General features: G+C 63.0%; 17 protein-coding genes. 15 read left to right on the top strand and 2 right to left on the bottom strand.

From position 1 onward, the window contains the following. The 3 genes from KIO74_RS27030 to KIO74_RS27020 are packed head-to-tail and all read left to right on the top strand — an operon-like array spanning position 1 to position 2,702. Entirely contained in the window at positions 1-195 is a 195-nt protein-coding gene (locus KIO74_RS27030) for a ferredoxin (protein WP_213338211.1), read from the top strand. Between the two features lie 3 nt (positions 196-198). Then, a complete protein-coding gene (locus tag KIO74_RS27025; RefSeq protein WP_213338210.1) occupies positions 199-1,389 on the top strand; it encodes an NAD(P)/FAD-dependent oxidoreductase in 1,191 nt (396 codons plus the stop codon). A gap of 26 nt (positions 1,390-1,415) precedes the next feature. After that, positions 1,416-2,702 (top strand): LLM class flavin-dependent oxidoreductase, encoded by a 1,287-nt coding sequence (locus KIO74_RS27020; RefSeq protein WP_213338209.1) that lies wholly within the window; start codon positions 1,416-1,418, stop codon positions 2,700-2,702. 186 nt (positions 2,703-2,888) lie between these two features. Here the strand turns inward: KIO74_RS27020 and KIO74_RS27015 are convergent, their stop codons facing one another. Then, complete coding sequence (locus KIO74_RS27015) at positions 2,889-3,803, bottom strand: LysR family transcriptional regulator (RefSeq protein WP_213338208.1); 915 nt, start codon at positions 3,801-3,803, stop codon at positions 2,889-2,891. A gap of 332 nt (positions 3,804-4,135) precedes the next feature. Between KIO74_RS27015 and KIO74_RS27010 the strand changes: the two genes are divergently transcribed. Both KIO74_RS27010 and KIO74_RS27005 read left to right on the top strand, forming a co-directional pair. After that, complete coding sequence (locus KIO74_RS27010) at positions 4,136-5,014, top strand: phytanoyl-CoA dioxygenase family protein (RefSeq protein ID WP_213338207.1); 879 nt, start codon at positions 4,136-4,138, stop codon at positions 5,012-5,014. Positions 5,015-5,293: 279 nt separating this feature from the next. Next, entirely contained in the window at positions 5,294-6,172 is an 879-nt protein-coding gene (locus KIO74_RS27005; protein ID WP_213338205.1) for a DMT family transporter, read from the top strand. 628 nt (positions 6,173-6,800) lie between these two features. Here KIO74_RS27005 and KIO74_RS27000 read toward each other — a convergent pair. After that, the gene (locus KIO74_RS27000) at positions 6,801-7,910 is read right to left on the bottom strand and encodes an ABC transporter substrate-binding protein (protein WP_213338203.1); all 1,110 of its coding nucleotides are present in this window, start codon (positions 7,908-7,910) and stop codon (positions 6,801-6,803) included. 105 nt (positions 7,911-8,015) lie between these two features. Here KIO74_RS27000 and KIO74_RS26995 point away from each other — a divergent pair, with 105 nt between their 5' ends. The 10 genes from KIO74_RS26995 (at position 8,016) to KIO74_RS26950 (ending at position 17,715) form a co-directional block, all read left to right on the top strand. Beyond that, on the top strand, positions 8,016-8,888 hold the full coding sequence (locus KIO74_RS26995; RefSeq protein WP_213338201.1) for a branched-chain amino acid ABC transporter permease: 873 nt from the start codon (positions 8,016-8,018) through the stop codon (positions 8,886-8,888). Then, a complete protein-coding gene (locus KIO74_RS26990; RefSeq protein WP_213338199.1) occupies positions 8,888-9,754 on the top strand; it encodes a branched-chain amino acid ABC transporter permease in 867 nt (288 codons plus the stop codon). Before KIO74_RS26995 ends, KIO74_RS26990 begins: the two co-directional genes overlap by 1 nt. Continuing rightward, positions 9,751-10,527 carry an ABC transporter ATP-binding protein gene (locus KIO74_RS26985; RefSeq protein WP_213338198.1) on the top strand — a complete coding sequence of 259 codons (777 nt, stop codon included), beginning with the start codon at positions 9,751-9,753 and terminating at the stop codon, positions 10,525-10,527. Before KIO74_RS26990 ends, KIO74_RS26985 begins: the two co-directional genes overlap by 4 nt. Further along, positions 10,524-11,249, top strand: a complete 726-nt coding sequence (locus KIO74_RS26980) for an ABC transporter ATP-binding protein (RefSeq protein WP_213338196.1) — start codon at positions 10,524-10,526, stop codon at positions 11,247-11,249. The genes KIO74_RS26985 and KIO74_RS26980 overlap by 4 nt, the downstream gene beginning before the upstream one ends. A 48-nt stretch (positions 11,250-11,297) precedes the next feature. After that, a complete protein-coding gene (locus KIO74_RS26975) occupies positions 11,298-11,768 on the top strand; it encodes an SRPBCC family protein (protein ID WP_349629239.1) in 471 nt (156 codons plus the stop codon). A gap of 254 nt (positions 11,769-12,022) precedes the next feature. Then, positions 12,023-13,645 carry an ABC transporter substrate-binding protein gene (locus KIO74_RS26970; protein WP_213338194.1) on the top strand — a complete coding sequence of 541 codons (1,623 nt, stop codon included), beginning with the start codon at positions 12,023-12,025 and terminating at the stop codon, positions 13,643-13,645. Between the two features lie 189 nt (positions 13,646-13,834). After that, positions 13,835-14,806, top strand: coding sequence for an ABC transporter permease (locus tag KIO74_RS26965; RefSeq protein ID WP_213338192.1), 972 nt, complete (start codon positions 13,835-13,837; stop codon positions 14,804-14,806). Between the two features lie 3 nt (positions 14,807-14,809). Beyond that, positions 14,810-15,682: an ABC transporter permease gene (locus KIO74_RS26960; protein WP_213338190.1), complete on the top strand. Its 873-nt coding sequence runs from the start codon at positions 14,810-14,812 to the stop codon at positions 15,680-15,682. 10 nt (positions 15,683-15,692) lie between these two features. Next, complete coding sequence (locus KIO74_RS26955) at positions 15,693-16,739, top strand: ABC transporter ATP-binding protein (protein WP_213338189.1); 1,047 nt, start codon at positions 15,693-15,695, stop codon at positions 16,737-16,739. Further along, positions 16,699-17,715, top strand: a complete 1,017-nt coding sequence (locus KIO74_RS26950; RefSeq protein WP_213338187.1) for an ABC transporter ATP-binding protein — start codon at positions 16,699-16,701, stop codon at positions 17,713-17,715. The genes KIO74_RS26955 and KIO74_RS26950 overlap by 41 nt, the downstream gene beginning before the upstream one ends. Positions 17,716-18,280 lie beyond the last annotated feature (565 nt).

Below are 18,280 nucleotides of genomic sequence, written 5' to 3'. Positions count from 1 at the left end.
ATGCGGGTGATCATCGAACAGGCGAAATGCTGTGGCGCCGGCCAATGCGTGCTCGCGGCGCCGGATATCTTCGACCAACGCGAGGACGACGGCATCGTCATACTGCTACAGGAGAACCCATCGGAAGAGAGCCGCGCGGACGTGCTGCAGGCGATTAAGGTTTGCCCGGCGCTTGCGATCCGGCTTGAGGGCTGAGCCTTGCGCACAGTCATTGTCGTCGGCGGGTCGGCCGCGGGGCTGGCCGCCGTCCAGTCGCTGCGCAGAGAAGGCTACGGGGAACGCATTCTCGTGATTGGAGCGGAACCCCACCCTCCCTATGACCGACCGCCACTCTCCAAGGGCTTCATCGCCAACAACCTGCCCTTTGAGCATATCCGGTTGGGCGAGCAGGCGCTGCTCGACGAGCTTGGGGCCGAATGGCTGGTACCCGCGCGCGCCTGCGAGCTCGATCTCGAACGCCGCATGCTACGGCTGGAGGCGGACGACCGACTTCGCTTCGACGGACTGGTCGTTGCCACTGGCGTCAGCCCGCTCGCCTTTCCCGGCCCAAGCCCGCACGGGGTGTACACCCTGCGCGGCTTGGATGATGCGGAGGCACTGCGCACCGCTTTGGCGAGCGCCCCCCGGGTCGCAGTCATAGGCACTGGCGTGCTCGGTATGGAATTCGCCGCCACTGCGCGCAAGATCGGTCTCGACGTCACGGTTATCGGCAACGCGCCGCACCCGCTGGCCCGCCAGTTCCCTGCCGCGATTGGCGAATTGCTCGCCGCGCGGCACCGCGAGGCGGGTGTGATTCTGCGGCTGAATGCGCCGGTGGCCGGCTTCGAGGAGACGAGCGGGCACGTGAGCGGCGTGCGGCTTGCCGACGGCGAGGTCATCCCCGCGGAGCTCGCGCTGGTAGCGATCGGGTCAAAGCCCAATGTGGACTGGCTGCGTTCGAGCGGCCTGCCGATCGGCGACGGTATTCTGTGTGATGCCCGCTGCCGCGCCGCGCCGGGCGTCTACGCGGCCGGCGACGTCGCCTCCTGGTGGCATTCCGGCTACGGCGCGCGGCTGCGCATTGAGCACCGTATGAACGCGACTGAACAGGCAGGCACCGCCGTGAAGAACCTGCTGGGAGCAACCGAGGACTTCCGACCGATCCCGTTCATGTGGAGCGACCAGCACGACGTCAAGCTACAGAGCTACGGTGTCTTTCCGGCCAGTGGCGAGATGGAGATAGAGGGCGACATGGCGTCCGGCCGCTTCGTTGCACTCTGCCACCATCAAGGCCGCGTTGTCGGCGCGCTCGGCTGGAATGCCGCCAAGACGCTGCGGCAAAGTCGCATGCGGCTCGCCGAGGCTATGGAGGACATCCGCCTGGATGAGCCGACGCTGACCTTCGCCTGAGCCGCAGACAACCATTGGGAGACGTCATGAGCCGCGAGATGCATCTCGGCGTATTCGTGCTGGGCACCGGCAACCAGATCGATGGTTGGCGGGCGGAAGGCGCCGACCCCACCAATTTCGACATCAAGGCGCTGGCCCGCATCGCGACGACGGCGGAGCGGGCGAAGATGGATTTTATCTTCGTCCCCGACAATGTCTCGGCCGAGGTCGACGATCATCCGTCCATGGTCGCGCGGCTGGAGCCTGTCGCGCAACTGAGCGCGCTGGCCATGGTGACGAGCCGGATCGGCCTCGTCGGCACCGCCTCCACCATGTTCTCCCAGCCTTACAACCTTGCCCGCGCCTTCCAGTCGCTCGATCTGATCAGCGCTGGGCGCGCTGGCTGGAATGTCGTCACGACCTCCTCCCCCATCGCCGGGCTGAACTTCGGTACCGAGGGGCGTCTGGAGCACGATCTACGCTATGAGATGGCCGACGAGTTTGTCGAGGTCGTGCGGGGTCTCTGGAACACCTGGGAGGATGGCGCGGTGCTGGTTGACCGTGCGAGCGGCCGCTATTTCGATCCCGCGCGCATCCGCCTCCTCAACCACAAGGGCAAGTACTATTCCGTGCGCGGACCGCTCAACGCGCCGCGCGGGCCGCAGGGCAATCCTGTGTTGGTGCAGGCGGGATCTTCGCCGGCTGGCATGGGCTTCGCCGCGCGCCACGCCGACCTGATCGTGACCGTGCAGCACGCAATCGCGGAAGGGCGCGACTTCTACGACAAGGTGCGCCGCATGGCGGCGAGTCATGGCCGCGACCCGAACCACTGCAAGATCCTGAACGGCATCTTTACCGTGGTTGGACGTACCGACGAGGAAGCGCATGCCAAACTGGCGCGTCTGGCGGCTTTTGTCGACGTGCAAAGCTCTATTCGCACCGTGTCGGACCGGCTCGGCCACGACCTCTCCCAGTATCCGCTCGACGGGCCGGTCCCGGATTTGCCCATGACGGATGGTATGCAAGGCTTCGCCCGGGCGCTGATCCCGCTGGCAAGACGCGAAAACTACACGCTGCGGCAATTGTTCAACCTCATGGCAGTGGGGCGCGGCTACATCATCGCGGTCGGTACGCCGGACAAGATCGCCGATATCATGCAGGAGTGGGTGGATGCTCGGGCGGCCGATGGCTTCGTCATCATGCCGGCCTATTTCCCAGACTATCTGGACGACTTCGCCGACTTGGTAGCGCCCGAACTGCAGCGCCGGGGCGCTCTACGCAAGGATTATTCCGGCGTTACCCTGCGCGATCATCTCGGCCTGTCGCGCGCCTGAAGCGATGCGCTAAGGGGCATGTACCAGCACGTCGCCCGGGAACAGCGAAGTGCAGTTTGGCTCGCCCGGCGACGCAATTTCCTCTCGCCGACAGTTCATAGGATCGCGCCGTCGTCCTCTATCGCGAATTCGCGTCTTTAGGCACGAATAACCGGCCTCGTAAGCGAAACTCATCCGTATTCGCACTCATGGATCGAGTTGCACCTTAGCTCTGGACTGAGCCACGATCCAGTCGCGGAAGGCGATCAACGGCGGATAGTCCTTCCTTCCCTCCGGCCAGGCAAGGTAATATTTGTCGCTGCTTTCATAGGTGACGTTCACGGCCGGCACGAGTTGGCCGCTCAACAATTCCTCTTCTATGAGGAAGGTCGGCAGCAGCCCGACGCCCAAGCCCGCCGCCGCTGCGCGCGCCACGGTCGAGAACTGGTCGAAGCTGCCGGCGGAGAGGCGACCGGGCTCCAGCCCCTGCGCGCGGAACCACTTCTCCCAATCGGTGCCGCGTCCCATCGAGCCCATATGGATCAACGGCTGCTCGATTAGGTCGGCGGCTATTCGGATGGCGCGGCTCTCGCGGAAATAAGGACTGCTGGCGGGCACCAGAAACTCGCGCCGCAGCTCCACCATCTCCGCGCCCGGCCAGTATGGGACGCCGGAATGGATGGCCGCGTCGACGCCCTCGTCACGGAAGTCAAACAGGCTAAAGCGGGTCTTCAGATTGACCGTGATGCCTGGATGCAAGCGCTTGAAGCCGGACAGACGTGGCGCGAGCCAGCGTGTGCCGAAGGTCGACAGGATTGTCACGTTGAGAATACCGCCATTTGGGTTGGCATAGAGATTTTGCGAGGCGGTCGAGAGGCGGTCGAGCGCGTCGCGCACCTCCGCGAGGAAACTCATCGCCGCCGAATTCGGCCGAACCGTCTGGCGGTCGCGCACGAAGAGCTCGACCTGCAGCTGCTCCTCCAGTGCGCGGATCTGACGGCTGACGGCGCTCTGCGTAAGGCTCAGCTCTTTGGCCGCTGCGCTGACGCTCCCCAACCGGGCCGTCGCCTCGAAGGCGGTGAGCAGCGAAACGGACGGTAGATAGCGGCGGCTATAGCTCATGAGTCAGTCCATTTTGGAATGATCTTGTTGACCAAGCATTGCTTGTTGTGGAGCAAGGGACAAGCAAAATGGGATCTAGGCAGCGGATGAAAGTTTGGTCCACCTGCCCAGGATGCGGAGGTTATTCCGATGTGTAAAGGCTTCACCTGCCCCCTTAAAGATCGCGCACGGACGGACGCCGTCCTCGACGGCCTGCCGCTCGCAGGGACCTGCCATCTCCGCGCCGGGCAGTCGCGCCGAGACAGCCAGAGGCCAACACCTCCTGCGCCGCCTCAAACAGCGGCTGCTCACCAGGGTACCGCGAGCCAACCTGAAGAAGGAGAACACCAGCCATGACCACGCAATTCACAAGGCCGATCACAGAAGATGAAATCCGCACCTATGAGGAGGATGGCGTCGTATGCCTGCGTAACATCCTCAGCACCGAATGGGTGGAGATGCTGCGGGACGCAGTCGAGGACGTGCTGAACCAGCCAGGTCCATCCGGCCACGATATCGCTGCCGGCTCCGGCGGCGGCAAGTTCGGCTACGACATATTTATGTGGACCTTCAACCAGCGCTTCCGCCAGTTCCAGGCTGAGTCGCCGATGCCTGAATGGGCCGCGGCGCTCATGCGCTCGAAGACCGTCAACCTCGCCGTCGACGCGATGTTCGTCAAGGAGCCGAATACCACGAACCACACGCCTTGGCACCATGACCAGCCGTACCTGTGGATGGACGGCACGCAGGTCTGCTCGTTCTGGACGCCACTCGATTCCGTCACCCTGGAAACCGGGGTGACCGAGTGGATCCCTGGCTCGCACCGTACGGGCAAGTGGTATCGGCCGACCGGCTTCGACGCCAAGAAGTACAAGGACTATCCGGATGACCTGTTCGAGGCGCTGCCGGATATCGAGGCAAACCGCAGCGATTGGAACATCGTGCATTTCGACATGGATCCGGGCGACGTGCTAGCCCACCATCTGCTGACGCTGCACCATGCGCCAGGCAACACCTCGCACGATCGCCGCCGCCGTGCGCTTGCCTTCCGTTACGCCGGCGACGACGTCACCTATGCCAAGCGCCCGATGGGGCCCCAGCCGCTACGCGATCCCGGCCTGTCGGTCGGACAGCCGCTAGCTTCCGCGATGTTCCCGCAGGTCTGGCCACGTCGCCCGCTAGCCGCGTTTGACGATGACGCGCAGACTATAGGTGCCCAAGCCGCGGCCTGATCCGTGCCGGCAGCCGCCGCCGGAAGTAAGCGCGGCTGCCGGATTCGCCTCGACATTTGGCGAATATCGTCATACAATATTTTTCATAAGTGGCGAGCGAGGAGCTGCGCTGGTGCGCTGTGGAAGAAGGCAATTCTTTGCTGGCCTTGATACCGCACCAGCCTCGATTTATCCGAGTGCCAGGCGGCCTCCGGCTTCTTTGCCCGACAATGCTATCCAACCTGAGTGCTATGCGCTGATAGATCGGCTTAGTCCCGGCTGACGCCACGGCAGGTCCCCATGCCAAGAAAATCTCTGGCCGGGATCGGGCTGAAGCTCGGCTCGGTCTCCTTCTTCGTCTCCATGTTCGCGCTGATCAAGCTGGCTGGCAGCTTGCCGACCGGGCAGGTCGTGTTCTATCGCTCGTTCTTCGCCATGCTGCCAATCCTCGTCTTCCTCGCTTCGCGTGGCGAATTGGCCACGGCACTCAAAACCAAACGGCCGCTCGGCCATGTCGCACGTGGCCTATGCGGCTCTGCGAGCCTCGGCCTCACGTTCCTGGCGCTGGCCTACCTGCCGCTCTCCGACGCGATCATGTTCGGCTATGCGCAGCCGTTGTTTGCCGTGGCCCTCGGCGCCATCGTGCTCGGCGAAATCGTACGGCCCTCACGCTGGCTGGCGGTGCTGGCAGGGCTGACCGGTGTCGGCGTAGTGGCATGGCCCGGCCTCACCATCTTTAGCGCTGAGGGCTTCGGCGGTCGCCAAGCGATCGGCGCGGGGGCGGCAATCGCCGGCGCCTTTGCCACGGCGTGTTCGGTGCTGATGCTGAAGGCTTTGGTCGAAACGGAGCGCTCCTCCACCATCGTGCTTTGGTTCTCGCTCACCTCGACAGGTTTTGCGCTGGCCACCCTGCCGTTCGGCTGGGCCTATCTTTCCGGCGAACAGATATTGCTTCTGGCGCTCGGCGGATTCGCCGGCGGGATGGCGCATGTGCTCGTCACCGAGAGCCTTCGCCATGCCGACATGTCGACGCTGGCGCCGCTCGACTATACTTCGGTGCTGATCGGTCCGGTCCTTGGTTACTTCCTGTTCGCCGAACTGCCGACGCTGCATATGCTTGTGGGTGGAACGATGGTAGCCTCGGCAGGGATCTTTCTTGTCTGGAGCGAACGACGGTGATGGGGGCCACTGTCAATATTCGAAAAGAGCCGCCATAACGGCGCCGTTTCAAAGGGATGCGCTGCGCGGGTGCTACCAAAGTGGTCTCTCGGCCGAGCGCGCTATCTGCCGCCCCTTGGCGCGGGCCCAGCGCCCGACCGTGGCTACCCGCCCCTGTCTACAGCCCATTGCTATCTTGCTGCCCCCTCACCCGGACGATCAACACGGTACTCGTCATGTAGCAGGAGCGCGGACGCTGTCCGAGGTTGCCGCGTCGATGATCTTCGCTGTCAGAGCGTTGTACTTGACTGGGCTGATGGACTTGGTTCGCCTATGCGCGTCTAACCTTGGCGGACTGTCCCGCGCCCAACAAGTTTGAAAACGGCAGCGTAAGTGATTGCGCCTGCCCGCACACTAGCGGCGAGCATGTTGACAGATACGGAATCAAAGTTTTTGCTGATGCCGCAGCTTGGCAACAGTTCCAAGTGTCAAACCGATCGTCCACCAACGACACACTAAGATTAAGCAAGGTGGGGCGAAGATGCGGCGGATCGACATATACGTGCCAGACACGCCGAACATCGAGAAAGCGAGCCGCTTGCGGGGCCCGCCAGACTTGGGAGAAGGATGCCGCGCGGCGCGGGGAAGGTTAGTTCTTGTAATCGACGTACTGGCCGCCCTTGATTGTCTTCAGCTCGACCGCCTTGTCGACGTCGCCATTGGGCAGGAAGGTCGTGGTACCGGAAGCGCCTGGGAAATCCTTGACAGCGAGGATCGCCTTGCGGGTGGCTTCCGTGTCACCGTTCGACTTCGCCATAGCTTCGGCCAATATCAACAACATATCATACATGGTGGCGCCGTAGACTTCCGGCTTCTGGCCGTAACGCTTCTGGTATTCGGCGGTGTAGTCCGTCATAGTGCCAGCCACCGGATTGTCGGTGTCGAAGACGGCCTTGGTATAGACGCTCCCTTCGGCCGCTTCCTTGGCGATCTGCACCACTTCCGGCAGTTCGAAGTCAAGCGTGCCGATGAACGGTGCCTCGATGCCAAGCTCGCGCGCCTGTTTCAACACCTGGCCGGTGGTCTTGTAGGCGAGGACCAAGATGACATCGGGCTTAGCGACGCGGATGCGGGTGAGCTGCGCGCGCACATCGGTGGCGTCGGGCGCGAAAGACAGACTCCCGACGACCTCTCCGCCATCGGCCTTAAACTGCTTCTCGAAAGCCTTGGCGCCCCAGTCGGCCCATTCGAGATTGACCCATAGGATCGCCGCCTTCTTGTAGCGGGTTTTAGCGAATTCGTTGAGAGCGCGGATTTCACTGCCGAGATTAGTGGCGTTGCGGAAGACGTGGGACTTGCCCTCGGTGATCCCAGGCAGCGTGGCCGAGGTGGTGAGGATGACCTTCTTCTCTTCCGCGATCGGGATCAGCGCCTTCGTGATGCCCGTCAGCGTGGTCATAACCGCGCCGACGCGATCGGCGGCGATCAGCTTGTTCATCGCCGCCACGCCATCGCGCGGATTGCTCTTGCTGTCCTCGTAGATGACGGTGAGCTTGCGCTCCGGACCCCACTTCGCGTTAATCTGGTCCACGGCGATGTTCATGCCGTTTCGCATCCAGGTGCCGTAGGACGCGGCGTCCCCGGTCATTGGCAGAACCGTGCCGATCTTGATCTCCTCGGCGGCCGAAAGGCCACCCGTCGTTAGCCCGAGCGCGAGTGCCGCGCCCCAGGCAAGCCTCGCAAGTCGTAATCCAGTCATGGTGCTCACCTATCGGCACCGGCGATCGGTGCGGTTGACTGTCATACATTAATATAATATTCGACATGATGCAATGTCGGGCAATGAAGGCAGGAGACGCCGCGGTTGGAGCTGGTTCTTCAGATTTTCGCGGGCGGCGTGGTCACGGCAGCGCTTTATGGCCTGTTCGGCCTCAGCTTCAGCTTCATCTATTCCTCCACCAAGATCATGCATTTCGCGCATGGTGCAACCTACACGCTGGCCATGTTCGCCTTTTACTGCCTGACCGCGCAGGCAGGCCTGCCGCTGCTGGCGGGGGCGGCTGTGACAATAGCCTTGGCCGCATTCGCGGGCTGGGCAATGATGTCGGGCTTCTACCAGGCATTCCTGACCAAAGGCGCCTCGCAAGGCGCGCTGATGATCGCCTCGCTCGGCCTCTTCATCGCGGTGGAGAGCATTGCCGGCCTTCTGTTCGGTACCAGCTCGCGCGTTGTCTCCACCGGCTCGGTCTCGCGCGGCTTGGATTTCGGCGGTATCTATCTCACCGGCCTGCAGCTCTGGATGTTCGGTCTTTGCGCTGTGGCAATCGTCCTGGCGCTGTTGACAGTGCGGCTATCGAGCCTCGGGCGCGCGGTGCGGGGCATGGCCGACGATCCCGACCTTGCCGAAAACCTTGGCATCGACGTTCGGCGCCTGCGCGCCATCGTTTTCGCCGCCGGCTCAGCCCTTCTGGCGCTCGGCGCGGTGCTGGTGTCGCTTGATGTCGGCGTGGTGCCGGGCTCGAGCCTTAGAGTGCTCCTGATCGCCGCCACCGCCAGTATCATTGGCGGCAGTCACTCGCTGTATGGGGGACTAGTCGGCGGCCTCGCTGTTGGCTTGCTCGAAAGCGTGGGCCTCTACACGCTCGATGCCCGCTGGCTGAACGTTATGATCTTCTCAGCGCTGATCCTCATCCTCCTCATCCAGCCGTCCGGCCTTCTGAAGCTGGGGAGACGCTGATGGACTATCTCTTCGCCGTCCTCACCTTCTTCACCATTTACGCGGTGCTTGCCACGTCGCTCAACATCGTGGTCGGCCACGCCGGTCTTCTCTCAATCGGCCATGCGGCGCTGTTTTGCGTCGGGGCTTACGTGTCGGCGCTGGTAAGCCTGCGCCTCGGCCTCGCAGTGCCGCTGGCCGCCGTGCTGGCGGTGGTTGTCACGGCGATCGTCGGCGGGCTGGTCACGGTGCCGCTGCTCAGGCTCAGTGGCGATTATTTCATCCTCGGGTCGCTCGGCATCCAGATCATTGTGGTCGACATCATCCGCAATCTCGATGCCCTCACCGAGGGTCCCCGCGGGCTGGCCAGCATCCCCCGGCCCTCGCTCGGTGGACTGGCGGTCGAGAGCAATCTGTCCTTTGCCATCGTGTATGGCCTGGTGGCAGTCACTGCCTGCCTGCTGGCGCGCTATTTGATGCGCAGCCCCTATGGGCGCGTGCTCGAGGCAACGCGCGACGACGAGGAGGCGGCCTCCGCTCTCGGCAGGAATGTTGTGTGGACGCGGGTACGGGCCTTCATTCTCTCGGCGGCGCTGGCCGGGCTGGCAGGTTCCATGTACGCGCATTTCGTCTCCTTCATCGACCCCACCAGCTTCGGTTTTTCCGAGTCGATCTACATACTGTCGATGGTGGTGATCGGCGGCATGGGCACGGCCCGCGGGCCGCTCCTGGGTGCGGCATTGCTCCTGGCCGCGCCCGAGATCATGCGCTTTGTCGGCGCCTCGACCGGCTCGGACGCCTACATCCGGCAGCTCCTTTATGCCGTGCTGTTGATAGCCTTCGCCTATTTCCGGCCGCAAGGCATCGGCGGAAAGAGGCTCGCATGAGCGCGGCCGTTCCGCTCCGGGTCGAGGGCATTTGCAAGCGCTTCGGTGGTCTCCAGGCGTTGAAGGACGTGTCCTTCGTGGCGCCTGCCGGCAAGATCACCGGCCTTGTTGGCCAGAACGGCGCCGGCAAGACGACGCTGATCAACGTGATCACGAGGCAGCTGGCGCCTGACGCCGGCGAGGTCTTTGCCGGCCCCCGACGCATCACGCGGCTTGCAGCCCATCAGGTGGCGGGTGCGGGTCTGGCACGGACCTTCCAGCAATTGCGGCTCTTTGCCAATATGACTTGCCTGGAAAATGTGCTGCTTGGCTTACCAAAAGGTCGTGGTGAGAGCTTGGCGGCCTGCCTGTTCACGCCTGGCCGAGTGGCTCGCCAGGAGGCTGAGGATCGTGCCGCCGCACGCACCATCCTTGAAGCCTTCGGCCTCGGCGATCGTGCTGACGCCAGCGCCGCCGGGCTTTCCTACGGCCTGCAGAAACTCCTGTCTCTCGCGCGTTTGGCAGCGGCGCGGGCCGAGATCGTATTGATCGACGAGCCAACCTCCGGCCTTTCCGGCGAGGCGGTGGAGCGCGTGGCAAGCGCGGTCGCCCACTTCCGGAACGAAGGCAAAACAGTCCTTCTAGTCGAACATGACATGGACGTGCTGTTTGCCCTATCCGACCATGTCGTGGTGCTCGACCAGGGCCAGGTGCTGTGCCAGGGCACGCCGGCTGAAATCCGGACGAACAACGAGGTGCGTGAGATCTATCTCGGCAAGGGGCACGTGGCATGAGCCTGGTTGTTACCGATCTGCACGCCGATATCGCAGGCAAGCCGATCCTGCAGGGCCTGTCGCTCCGCATCGCGCCGGGCGAAGTGGCCGCGCTGATCGGCAGTCCCGGCTGTGGCAAGAGCACGCTTATGCGCGTGATCTTCGGTCGCCATCCCGCTATTTCGGGGCACGTCGAATACCAAGGCAAGGGTACACTGAAGCGCGGCCCAGCCGATCAGATCAAGGCGGGAATCGCCTATGTGCAGCAAGGCGGCAAGGTCTTCCGCAGTTTGAGCGTGGCGGAGAATTTGGCGCTCGCCGCTATGATGCTACCAGGGGCCGAAGCGTCGGGGCGGATCGAAGAGCTTTACACGCTCTTCCCACGTCTAGCAGAGCGGCGTGGCCAGGCAGCCGGTTCGCTCAGCGGCGGCGAGCGGCAGATGCTGGCGCTATCGATGGGAATGACGGCGCGGCCGAGCCTTCTCTTGCTCGATGAGCCTTCGACGGGCCTGTCGCCGCTCATGACCGAGCGCATCCTTGGCGAAGTCAGGTCTGCAGCGAAATCGTCCGGCTCCACCGTGCTGGTGGTGGAGCAGAATGTCCGCAACGCAGTCTCGATTGGCGACCGCGTACTTGTGATGAGCCGCGGCGTCATCGCCCATGACCACGCTGTCTTCCCGGGCAACGACCTTGCGGAGCTGCTCGAGGTCTATGCCTTTACGTCGGCCGCCGGCAAGTCCTGACAGTCGTCGGACCAGCGCGATGCTGCGGCCACCTGAAAGTGGAGATCCATGATGAACATGTCCGGCAGCAACCAGATCAGCGCGCCCCGCGAAGCCGTGTGGACGGCGCTGTTCGACCCGCAGGTGCTGAAGGAATGCATCCAGGGCTGCGAAGCGCTGGAGCAGGTGTCTGACAGCGAATATACCGCCACCGTCACCATCAAAATCGGCCCGGTCAAGGCGCGTTTCCAAGGCAAGGTCAGCATCGCCGACGCGATTGTCGGCGAGCAGTGCCGGCTCGTCGGCGAAGGCTCCGGCGGCATCGCAGGCTTCGCCAAGGGCTCCGCGCTGGTCAAGCTCAGAGATGCAGCGGAAGGCACGGTGATCGACTACGAGGTGGAGTCCCAGATCGGCGGCAAACTAGCCCAGCTCGGGGCGCGCATGATCAACTCCGCCGCCGTTCGCATGGCGAGCGACTTTTTCACCAGGTTTGCAGAAGTGGCCGACGCGGCCAGCACCGAGTCGCAACAATCTGTCTAGCGACGTTAATCGTGGCAAGGCACGGTTTTTATCATTGCTCACTTATAGAATGTATGACAATAATCCAATTCTGCAACCATGGGCTTGATGGCCGACCAAGAAGAGCTGGCCACAAGGGGAGCATGGTTGGAGTAGCGCGTTGTGGGGCAGCGGGACACATTCGCCTCATGCCACCATCTCCTACCGCGCGATGAGGGGACAGATGGAGGGTGATCTCACGCGGATCAGCAAACCCTCCGCACGGGAGTATTCAAATGGCCGAACACAACTGGTGTGCTCTGGCGATGGACCGTCGCCGCTTCGTAACCGGAACGCTCACGGCATCGGCCACGCTGATGGCGCCGAGCCTCGCCGGCGCGCAACAGCCGACCACATTGGTCGGCGTGCTCGAGGAGGATCCGCCCGGGTTCAACTCCGCCATCACCAGCACGATCTCAACTTTCGCCACGAGTTCACCAGTACATCAGGGTCTGACGCAGATCATGGCGGACGGCACGATCGAGCCGCTGCTCGCGAAAAGCTGGGAGATCTCGCCCGATGGCCTCACTTACACGTTTCATCTGCGCGACGACGTGAAGTGGCATGACGGACACCCTTTCACATCGGCCGACGTGAAGTTCTCGATCGAGAACGCCAATGGAAAACTGCATCCGTGGGGCAAGGTCGCCTATAAACCGTTGAAGGCGATCGAGACACCGGACGACCATACGGTCATCTACCGTCTGAATGCGCCCTCGGCCTCGCTGATGTCGGCGACCGACCGCGCCGTCGGCGCAATCATCCCGAAGCATCTGTGGGAGGGCAAGAATATTGCCACCGACCCTCTCAACCAGAAGCCGGTCGGTACCGGCCCCTATAAGCTGGTCTCCTATGAGCGCGGGAAGGAAGTGCGCTATGAGCGAAATCCGGACTATTTCATCAAGGGCGCGCCGCTGGTCGATCAGCTGATATTCCGCATTATGCCCGATCCCGCGACACGCATTTCCGCGCTCCAGCAAGGCGAGGTCGACATGATCTACTGGAACGCGCTGCCGCAGTCAGAAGTCGCGCGTCTATCCAGGCTGCCAAACCTGCAGATCACTAAGTCGCCGAACCGCGGCGCCGCCTATCAGGCAGTGTACAACCTGAAGAACCAGTATCTGAGCAACAAGGACGTCCGCAAGGCTTTCGCCCATGCGATCGACCGCAAGTTCATCCGCGAGAGTGTTGATGGCGGCCTGACCTCGTCGGAGCAGCTCGGCCCCGTCTCGCCAGCCTCGCCGCTCTACAACAAGGCGCTGAAGGACTATGCGTTCGATCCAGCGCTCGCCAATAAGCTCCTCGATCAGGCCGGCTTCCCCAGAGGCGCAGACGGCAACCGCTTCACCATCGAGATCGCATGGCCGTCCTTCAACGTCGCAGCCGGCAAGATCGCGGACATCATCAAGCAGAATCTCGCCGCCGTCGGTGTCGGCGTAAAGCTATTCTCCGCCGACCGCGCCGCGATGATCCAGCGGTGCTACGTCGGCGGCCAGTTCGACATAGCGATCGAGGCCCATGCCATCGGGCCGGACCCGGACATCGGCACGGAGCGCTTTTACAATTCGCGCAACATCCAGCCGCTGCCCTACGTCAACAATTCGAGCTACGTCAATGCCGAGGTCGATAAACTGTTCGACGAGCAGCGCTCGCTCATCGATCTCGACAAACGCAAGGTCGTCTACGACAAGATTCAGGAGATTATCTGGGACGATCTGCCGATAATGGCGCTTTACCAGGTCGTCTTCAATAACGTGTCGCGTAAGCAGTATGCCGTCGACATCTTCGAGGATTATGGCAACGGCACCTGGGAATCCTTCGATCGCGCCAAGATTGTCGGCGTCCACACCAAAGCTTGACCAGACATGGCGCGGGCTGGCCTGCGAACATGTGTAGGCCAGCACCGACGGCAATAATGGACACGAAGGCGTCGCCGCCGCAAGCCGCGGCGCGCTCGCAATAATTATGGTCTTCGCGGTCCAATCGTCGGTAGCGGCCGGTGCATGTGCCCGCTGGCGCGCGCCGACACCGCCCCACGGAGTTTGCTGATGACGATGAGCTTACCGGGATTGGTGCTGAACAGGGTCCTGCTGGGCATCCCGACCCTGCTCATCATCGTCACCGCCACCTTTGTATTGATCCGGCTAGCGCCGGGGGATCCGGCACTGATCCTGGCGGGTGATGCCCCCACCCCGGAATTTCTGGCCGCGATTAACGAGCGCTACGGGCTTGATCGGCCGATCCTGGAGCAACTCCTGATCTTCCTCGGCCAAGCGATCCGGTTCGATCTAGGCACCTCAATCTACTATCAGCAACCCGTGGTCGACGTCGTGCTGCAGCGCGCGCCGGCAACCATCATCCTTACCGCTTCGGCGATCCTGGTGGCAGCCCTCGCGGGCGTCATCTTCGGCGTCTGGGCGGCGCGCCACAAGGGCACCAATATCGATGCCGGGGTCGGCCTTGCCTCGCTGCTCGGCTACTCGCTCCCAGCCTTCTGGCTCGGCCAACTCCTGATCTTGCTGTTTGCAGTGCAACTCAACGTTCTTCCCGCCGGCGGCATGACCACCGCGCGCATCCAACTGTCGGGCGCCGCCTACTACCTGGACGTCGCAAAGCACATGGTGCTTCCGGTGCTAACGCTCGCCACCTTCGAGCTCGGCCTGATCGCGCGGTTCACGCGCACCGCAATGGTTGAAGCTCTGGGGCGTGACTATGTGCTGGTCGCGCGCGCCAAGGGCGGGCGCATGAACTACGTGGTCTGGAAACACGCTTTCCCCAACGCCATCGTTACCACGATCACCATCGTCGGGCTGGAGTTCGGCGTGCTGCTTGGCGGCGCCGTGGTGACGGAAACGGTGTTCAGCTGGCCGGGCATCGGCCGCCTATTCTACGACGCCATCCTGCGCCGCGACTTCCCCCTCTTGACCGGCTGCTTCATTTTGTCGTCGATCGCCGTCATCGTGATCAACCTGATCACCGATCTGCTCTGCGCCATCCTCGACCCGCGAACCCGGAGGTAGACGATGGCCGACGCTCTCATTCCCGTTCAGACAGGTCCCAGGGGGCGTCTGCGCCTGCCGCGCTTGACCTGGTTCAAGGTGACGCCCTCTGCCGTGATAGGGATGACCGGCCTCACCTTCATCCTTGGACTAGCAGTCCTCGGCCCCTTTCTGTGGCCGATCGATCCGCTGGCGATCAGCCGCGACAGCTTCATGCCGCCGAGTCTCGCCCACCCGATGGGGACCGACGATCTTGGCCGCGACATCCTCGCCCGTGCCATCCAGGGCGCACGCATTTCGCTCGTGATTGGGATGATGGGCGCCTGCGTCGCCGCGCTGACGGGAACACTGGTCGGTGCCGTCGCCGGCTATGCCGGCGGAATGGTCGACGAGCTCCTGATGCGCATGACAGAGGTCTTTCAGGTGGTGCCGCGCTTTCTGCTCGCCATCGTCGTCATGGCGCTCTACGGCGCCAGCCAGACCAGCATCGTGCTGGTGATCGGCTTCCTGGCCTGGCCCGGCACAGCGCGCGTGGTGCGCGCCCAGTTCATGATCCTTCGCGGCGAGGAATTCGTGCTGGCCGCTCGCATGAGCGGGGCGAGCCGAAGCCGCGTCGTACTGCGCCACATCCTGCCCAATGTCGCGCCCTACCTGATCGTCTCAGTCTTCCTGCAAATGGGCGCGGCGATTTTGGTGGAATCCTTCCTGAGCTTCATCGGACTCGGCGATCCGTCCTCGCCGAGCTGGGGGCTCCTCCTCCAGCAATACCAGCTCTATTTGCAGTCGGCCTGGTGGATGACGACTTTTCCTGGCCTGCTTCTCGCGATCACCATCTTCAGCCTCAATCTCTTGGGCGACAGTTTCAGCACCGCGCGTCACAGCGGCACCCGGCGATAAGGAGACGATCGTGTCAGATCGCACGCAACCATCAGAGGCGGTGCTTTCCATCAAAGGACTGACCACCGCCTTTCAGACCCCCTATGGCGAGTTCAAAGCGGTCGACAACGTCACTCTTGAAGTGCGTGCGCATGAACGTGTCGCCGTGGTGGGCGAGTCCGGCTCGGGCAAGTCAATGCTAATGCTGTCGATTCTGCGGCTGGTGCCGGAGCCCGGCAAGATCGTCGCTGGCGAGGTCTGCTTCGACGGCCGCGACATCGCCGCCATCAGCGCCCGCGACATGGCAGATTTGCGCGGAAGCGAGATCGCGCTGATCTTCCAGGACCCGATGTCGTCATGGAACCCGGTTAAACGCATAGGCAGGCAGATCGCCGAGGCGATGGAACTGCACCGCAAGATCGAACGCAAGAGCATCCGCGAGCGCGTCGTCGATCTCCTGCGCAAGGTCGGCATTCCCTCGCCCAGGGAGCGCGCGCGGGCCTATCCGCACGAATTCTCCGGCGGCATGCGCCAGCGCGGCATGATCGGCATGGGCCTTTCCAACAATCCCAAGCTTCTGATCGCCGATGAGCCGACCACCGCGCTCGACGTTACCGTGCAGGATCAGGTGATCCGCCTATTGCGCGACGTCAACGAGCAATACGGCACCGCCCTTATCCTGATCACGCATAATCTGGCCCTGGTCGCAAGTCTCGCAGAGCGCGTCGTGGTCATGTATGCCGGCCGCGTCATGGAAAGAGGCACGGCCGAGCAGATTTTCCGTGCGCCACAGCATCCCTACACCTGGGGCCTGCTGCAGTCAGTGCCGCGCATCGACCAGGATTCCGAGCAGGATCTCATCGGCATTCCGGGCTCACCCCTCGACAACAGTCAGAAGATCGCCGGCTGCAAGTTCAATCCGCGTTGCCGGTTCAAGATCGACCGCTGCATGGTGGAGGAGCCGGGGCTGATCCCGGTTGGAGACGGTCAGGTCGCCCGCTGCTGGGTGATGATGAAGAACACGGCGTTCCAAAACAATGATGATGCAACCAATCAAGCCAGCCACGCCACTGCTTGAGGCCACTGGCCTCTCCAAGCAGTTCCCGCTCGCGCGCGGCTTCGGCCGCAAGACAATCCTGCGTGCCGTCGACAACGTCACCCTGCACATCAACGCCGGCGAGACGCTCGGCCTGATCGGCGAATCCGGCTGCGGCAAGTCCACGCTGGGTCGCATGATCTCGCAGTTGATGGACCCGACCAGCGGCACCATCCGCTTCGATGGGCAGGATATCAGCCAGTTGCCTAGGCCTGAGCGCCGGCGGGTAAGGCAGCAGATCCAGACGATCTTCCAGGACCCCTACAGCTCGCTGAATCCGATCATGACGGTCCGCGACATCATCGCCGAACCGCTACGCAACTTCGACGTGGCGAAGGGGCCGGACGCCGACCGCAAGATCCGCGAGGTGCTCGACCTCTGCGGCATCCCCGCGAGCGCCATGATCAAGTATCCGCGTGAATTCTCCGGCGGCCAGCGCCAGCGCATTGGCATCGCGCGGGCCCTCGTGCTCAAGCCGCGCTTCATCGTGGCCGATGAGCCGGTTTCCGCGCTCGACGTATCGATCCAGGCGCAGATCGTCAATTTCCTGCGCGATCTGCAGCGTGAGTTCAAGCTGTCCTATCTGTTCATCGGCCACGACATGGCCGTGGTGCGGCACATCTCGCACCGCGTTTCTGTGATGTATCTCGGCCGTATCGTCGAGACCGCGCCCTCCTCGCGGATTTATGCCGATCCGCGGCACCCCTACACTCAGGCCTTGCTGAGCTCGGTGCCGATCCCCGATCCGGCGCTCGAAGCCAAGCGCCAGGCGAAGGAGCTGAAGGGCGAGATCCCTTCGCCGCTCGCCCCGCCACCCGGCTGCCATTTCAATCCACGCTGCGCCATCGCCGACCTGGCCATCTGTACCGCATCCGTTCCGCCGCTCACCGGTTCGACGCCCGACCACCAGGCGGCCTGCCATCTTCAGGAGCGCGCCCAGGTGTTGCCGCCCACCTGAACGCTTCCAGCGCCCGGCGCGGTGCAGAATTGGTGCTGTACAGGATGGAAGCCGGCACTTCCCGACGGAAGCCGGCCCGGTCGGCGGAAAGTGGGAGGCAGGCTGACACCAGCGAGACGATCCACGTGACCAACCCGGCGGGGGCTGGATCGGATCTCCGCTGCTTGCGTGCCCTGATATGCGGAAGAGGCGTGCCCCATCCTGGCGAGGTCGCGCCCTCATGGGCCGGCTGCCGCATACTCGTCACCAAGGAATCGACCGACGTCATTGCCGCGATCATGTCGCGGAATTTCGCCTCGTCCTCTGCTGTCGAGCGAGCGTGGGCAGGCATGCCACCGCCGGGGCGGCTACACGCTGGGGATTAATTGCGCTCAACAGCGGGGTAAGTAACGGTCTTTAACGGATCGAAGAGGCCAACGTCGCGGTGGACAAACACTTCGTGGAAGTTTGCCCAAAAGCTGGAGCTCACGGATTGATCCCCAAGGCTCGCCGATCGCCTCGGCGATCAGCCAGCCGCCCAGCCAGCTAGAATATTGACAGATAATCATACAATATGTAAATTTTC

It is taken from the genome of Chelatococcus sp. HY11 (genome assembly GCF_018398335.1).
In the GTDB taxonomy this organism is placed as follows: Bacteria; Pseudomonadota; Alphaproteobacteria; order Rhizobiales; family Beijerinckiaceae; genus Chelatococcus.
Note: the sequence above shows the minus strand (reverse complement) of the source record. Positions and strands in the feature narration are given on the sequence as shown.

What these genes read in the sequence shown, in the direction of transcription:
- KIO74_RS26980 (WP_213338196.1), top strand. Translation starts at nt 10,524, where the DNA reads ATGAGCCTGGTTGTTACCGATCTGCACGCCGATATCGCAGGCAAGCCG.
- KIO74_RS26965 (WP_213338192.1), top strand. Translation starts at nt 13,835, where the DNA reads ATGACGATGAGCTTACCGGGATTGGTGCTGAACAGGGTCCTGCTGGGC.
- KIO74_RS26990 (WP_213338199.1), top strand. Translation starts at nt 8,888, where the DNA reads ATGGACTATCTCTTCGCCGTCCTCACCTTCTTCACCATTTACGCGGTG.
- KIO74_RS27005 (WP_213338205.1), top strand. Translation starts at nt 5,294, where the DNA reads ATGCCAAGAAAATCTCTGGCCGGGATCGGGCTGAAGCTCGGCTCGGTC.
- KIO74_RS27000 (WP_213338203.1), bottom strand. Translation starts at nt 7,910, where the DNA reads ATGACTGGATTACGACTTGCGAGGCTTGCCTGGGGCGCGGCACTCGCG.
- KIO74_RS26985 (WP_213338198.1), top strand. Translation starts at nt 9,751, where the DNA reads ATGAGCGCGGCCGTTCCGCTCCGGGTCGAGGGCATTTGCAAGCGCTTC.
- KIO74_RS26975 (WP_349629239.1), top strand. Translation starts at nt 11,298, where the DNA reads ATGATGAACATGTCCGGCAGCAACCAGATCAGCGCGCCCCGCGAAGCC.
- KIO74_RS27015 (WP_213338208.1), bottom strand. Translation starts at nt 3,803, where the DNA reads ATGAGCTATAGCCGCCGCTATCTACCGTCCGTTTCGCTGCTCACCGCC.
- KIO74_RS26950 (WP_213338187.1), top strand. Translation starts at nt 16,699, where the DNA reads ATGATGATGCAACCAATCAAGCCAGCCACGCCACTGCTTGAGGCCACT.
- KIO74_RS27030 (WP_213338211.1), top strand. Translation starts at nt 1, where the DNA reads ATGCGGGTGATCATCGAACAGGCGAAATGCTGTGGCGCCGGCCAATGC.
- KIO74_RS27020 (WP_213338209.1), top strand. Translation starts at nt 1,416, where the DNA reads ATGAGCCGCGAGATGCATCTCGGCGTATTCGTGCTGGGCACCGGCAAC.
- KIO74_RS26960 (WP_213338190.1), top strand. Translation starts at nt 14,810, where the DNA reads ATGGCCGACGCTCTCATTCCCGTTCAGACAGGTCCCAGGGGGCGTCTG.
- KIO74_RS27010 (WP_213338207.1), top strand. Translation starts at nt 4,136, where the DNA reads ATGACCACGCAATTCACAAGGCCGATCACAGAAGATGAAATCCGCACC.
- KIO74_RS26970 (WP_213338194.1), top strand. Translation starts at nt 12,023, where the DNA reads ATGGCCGAACACAACTGGTGTGCTCTGGCGATGGACCGTCGCCGCTTC.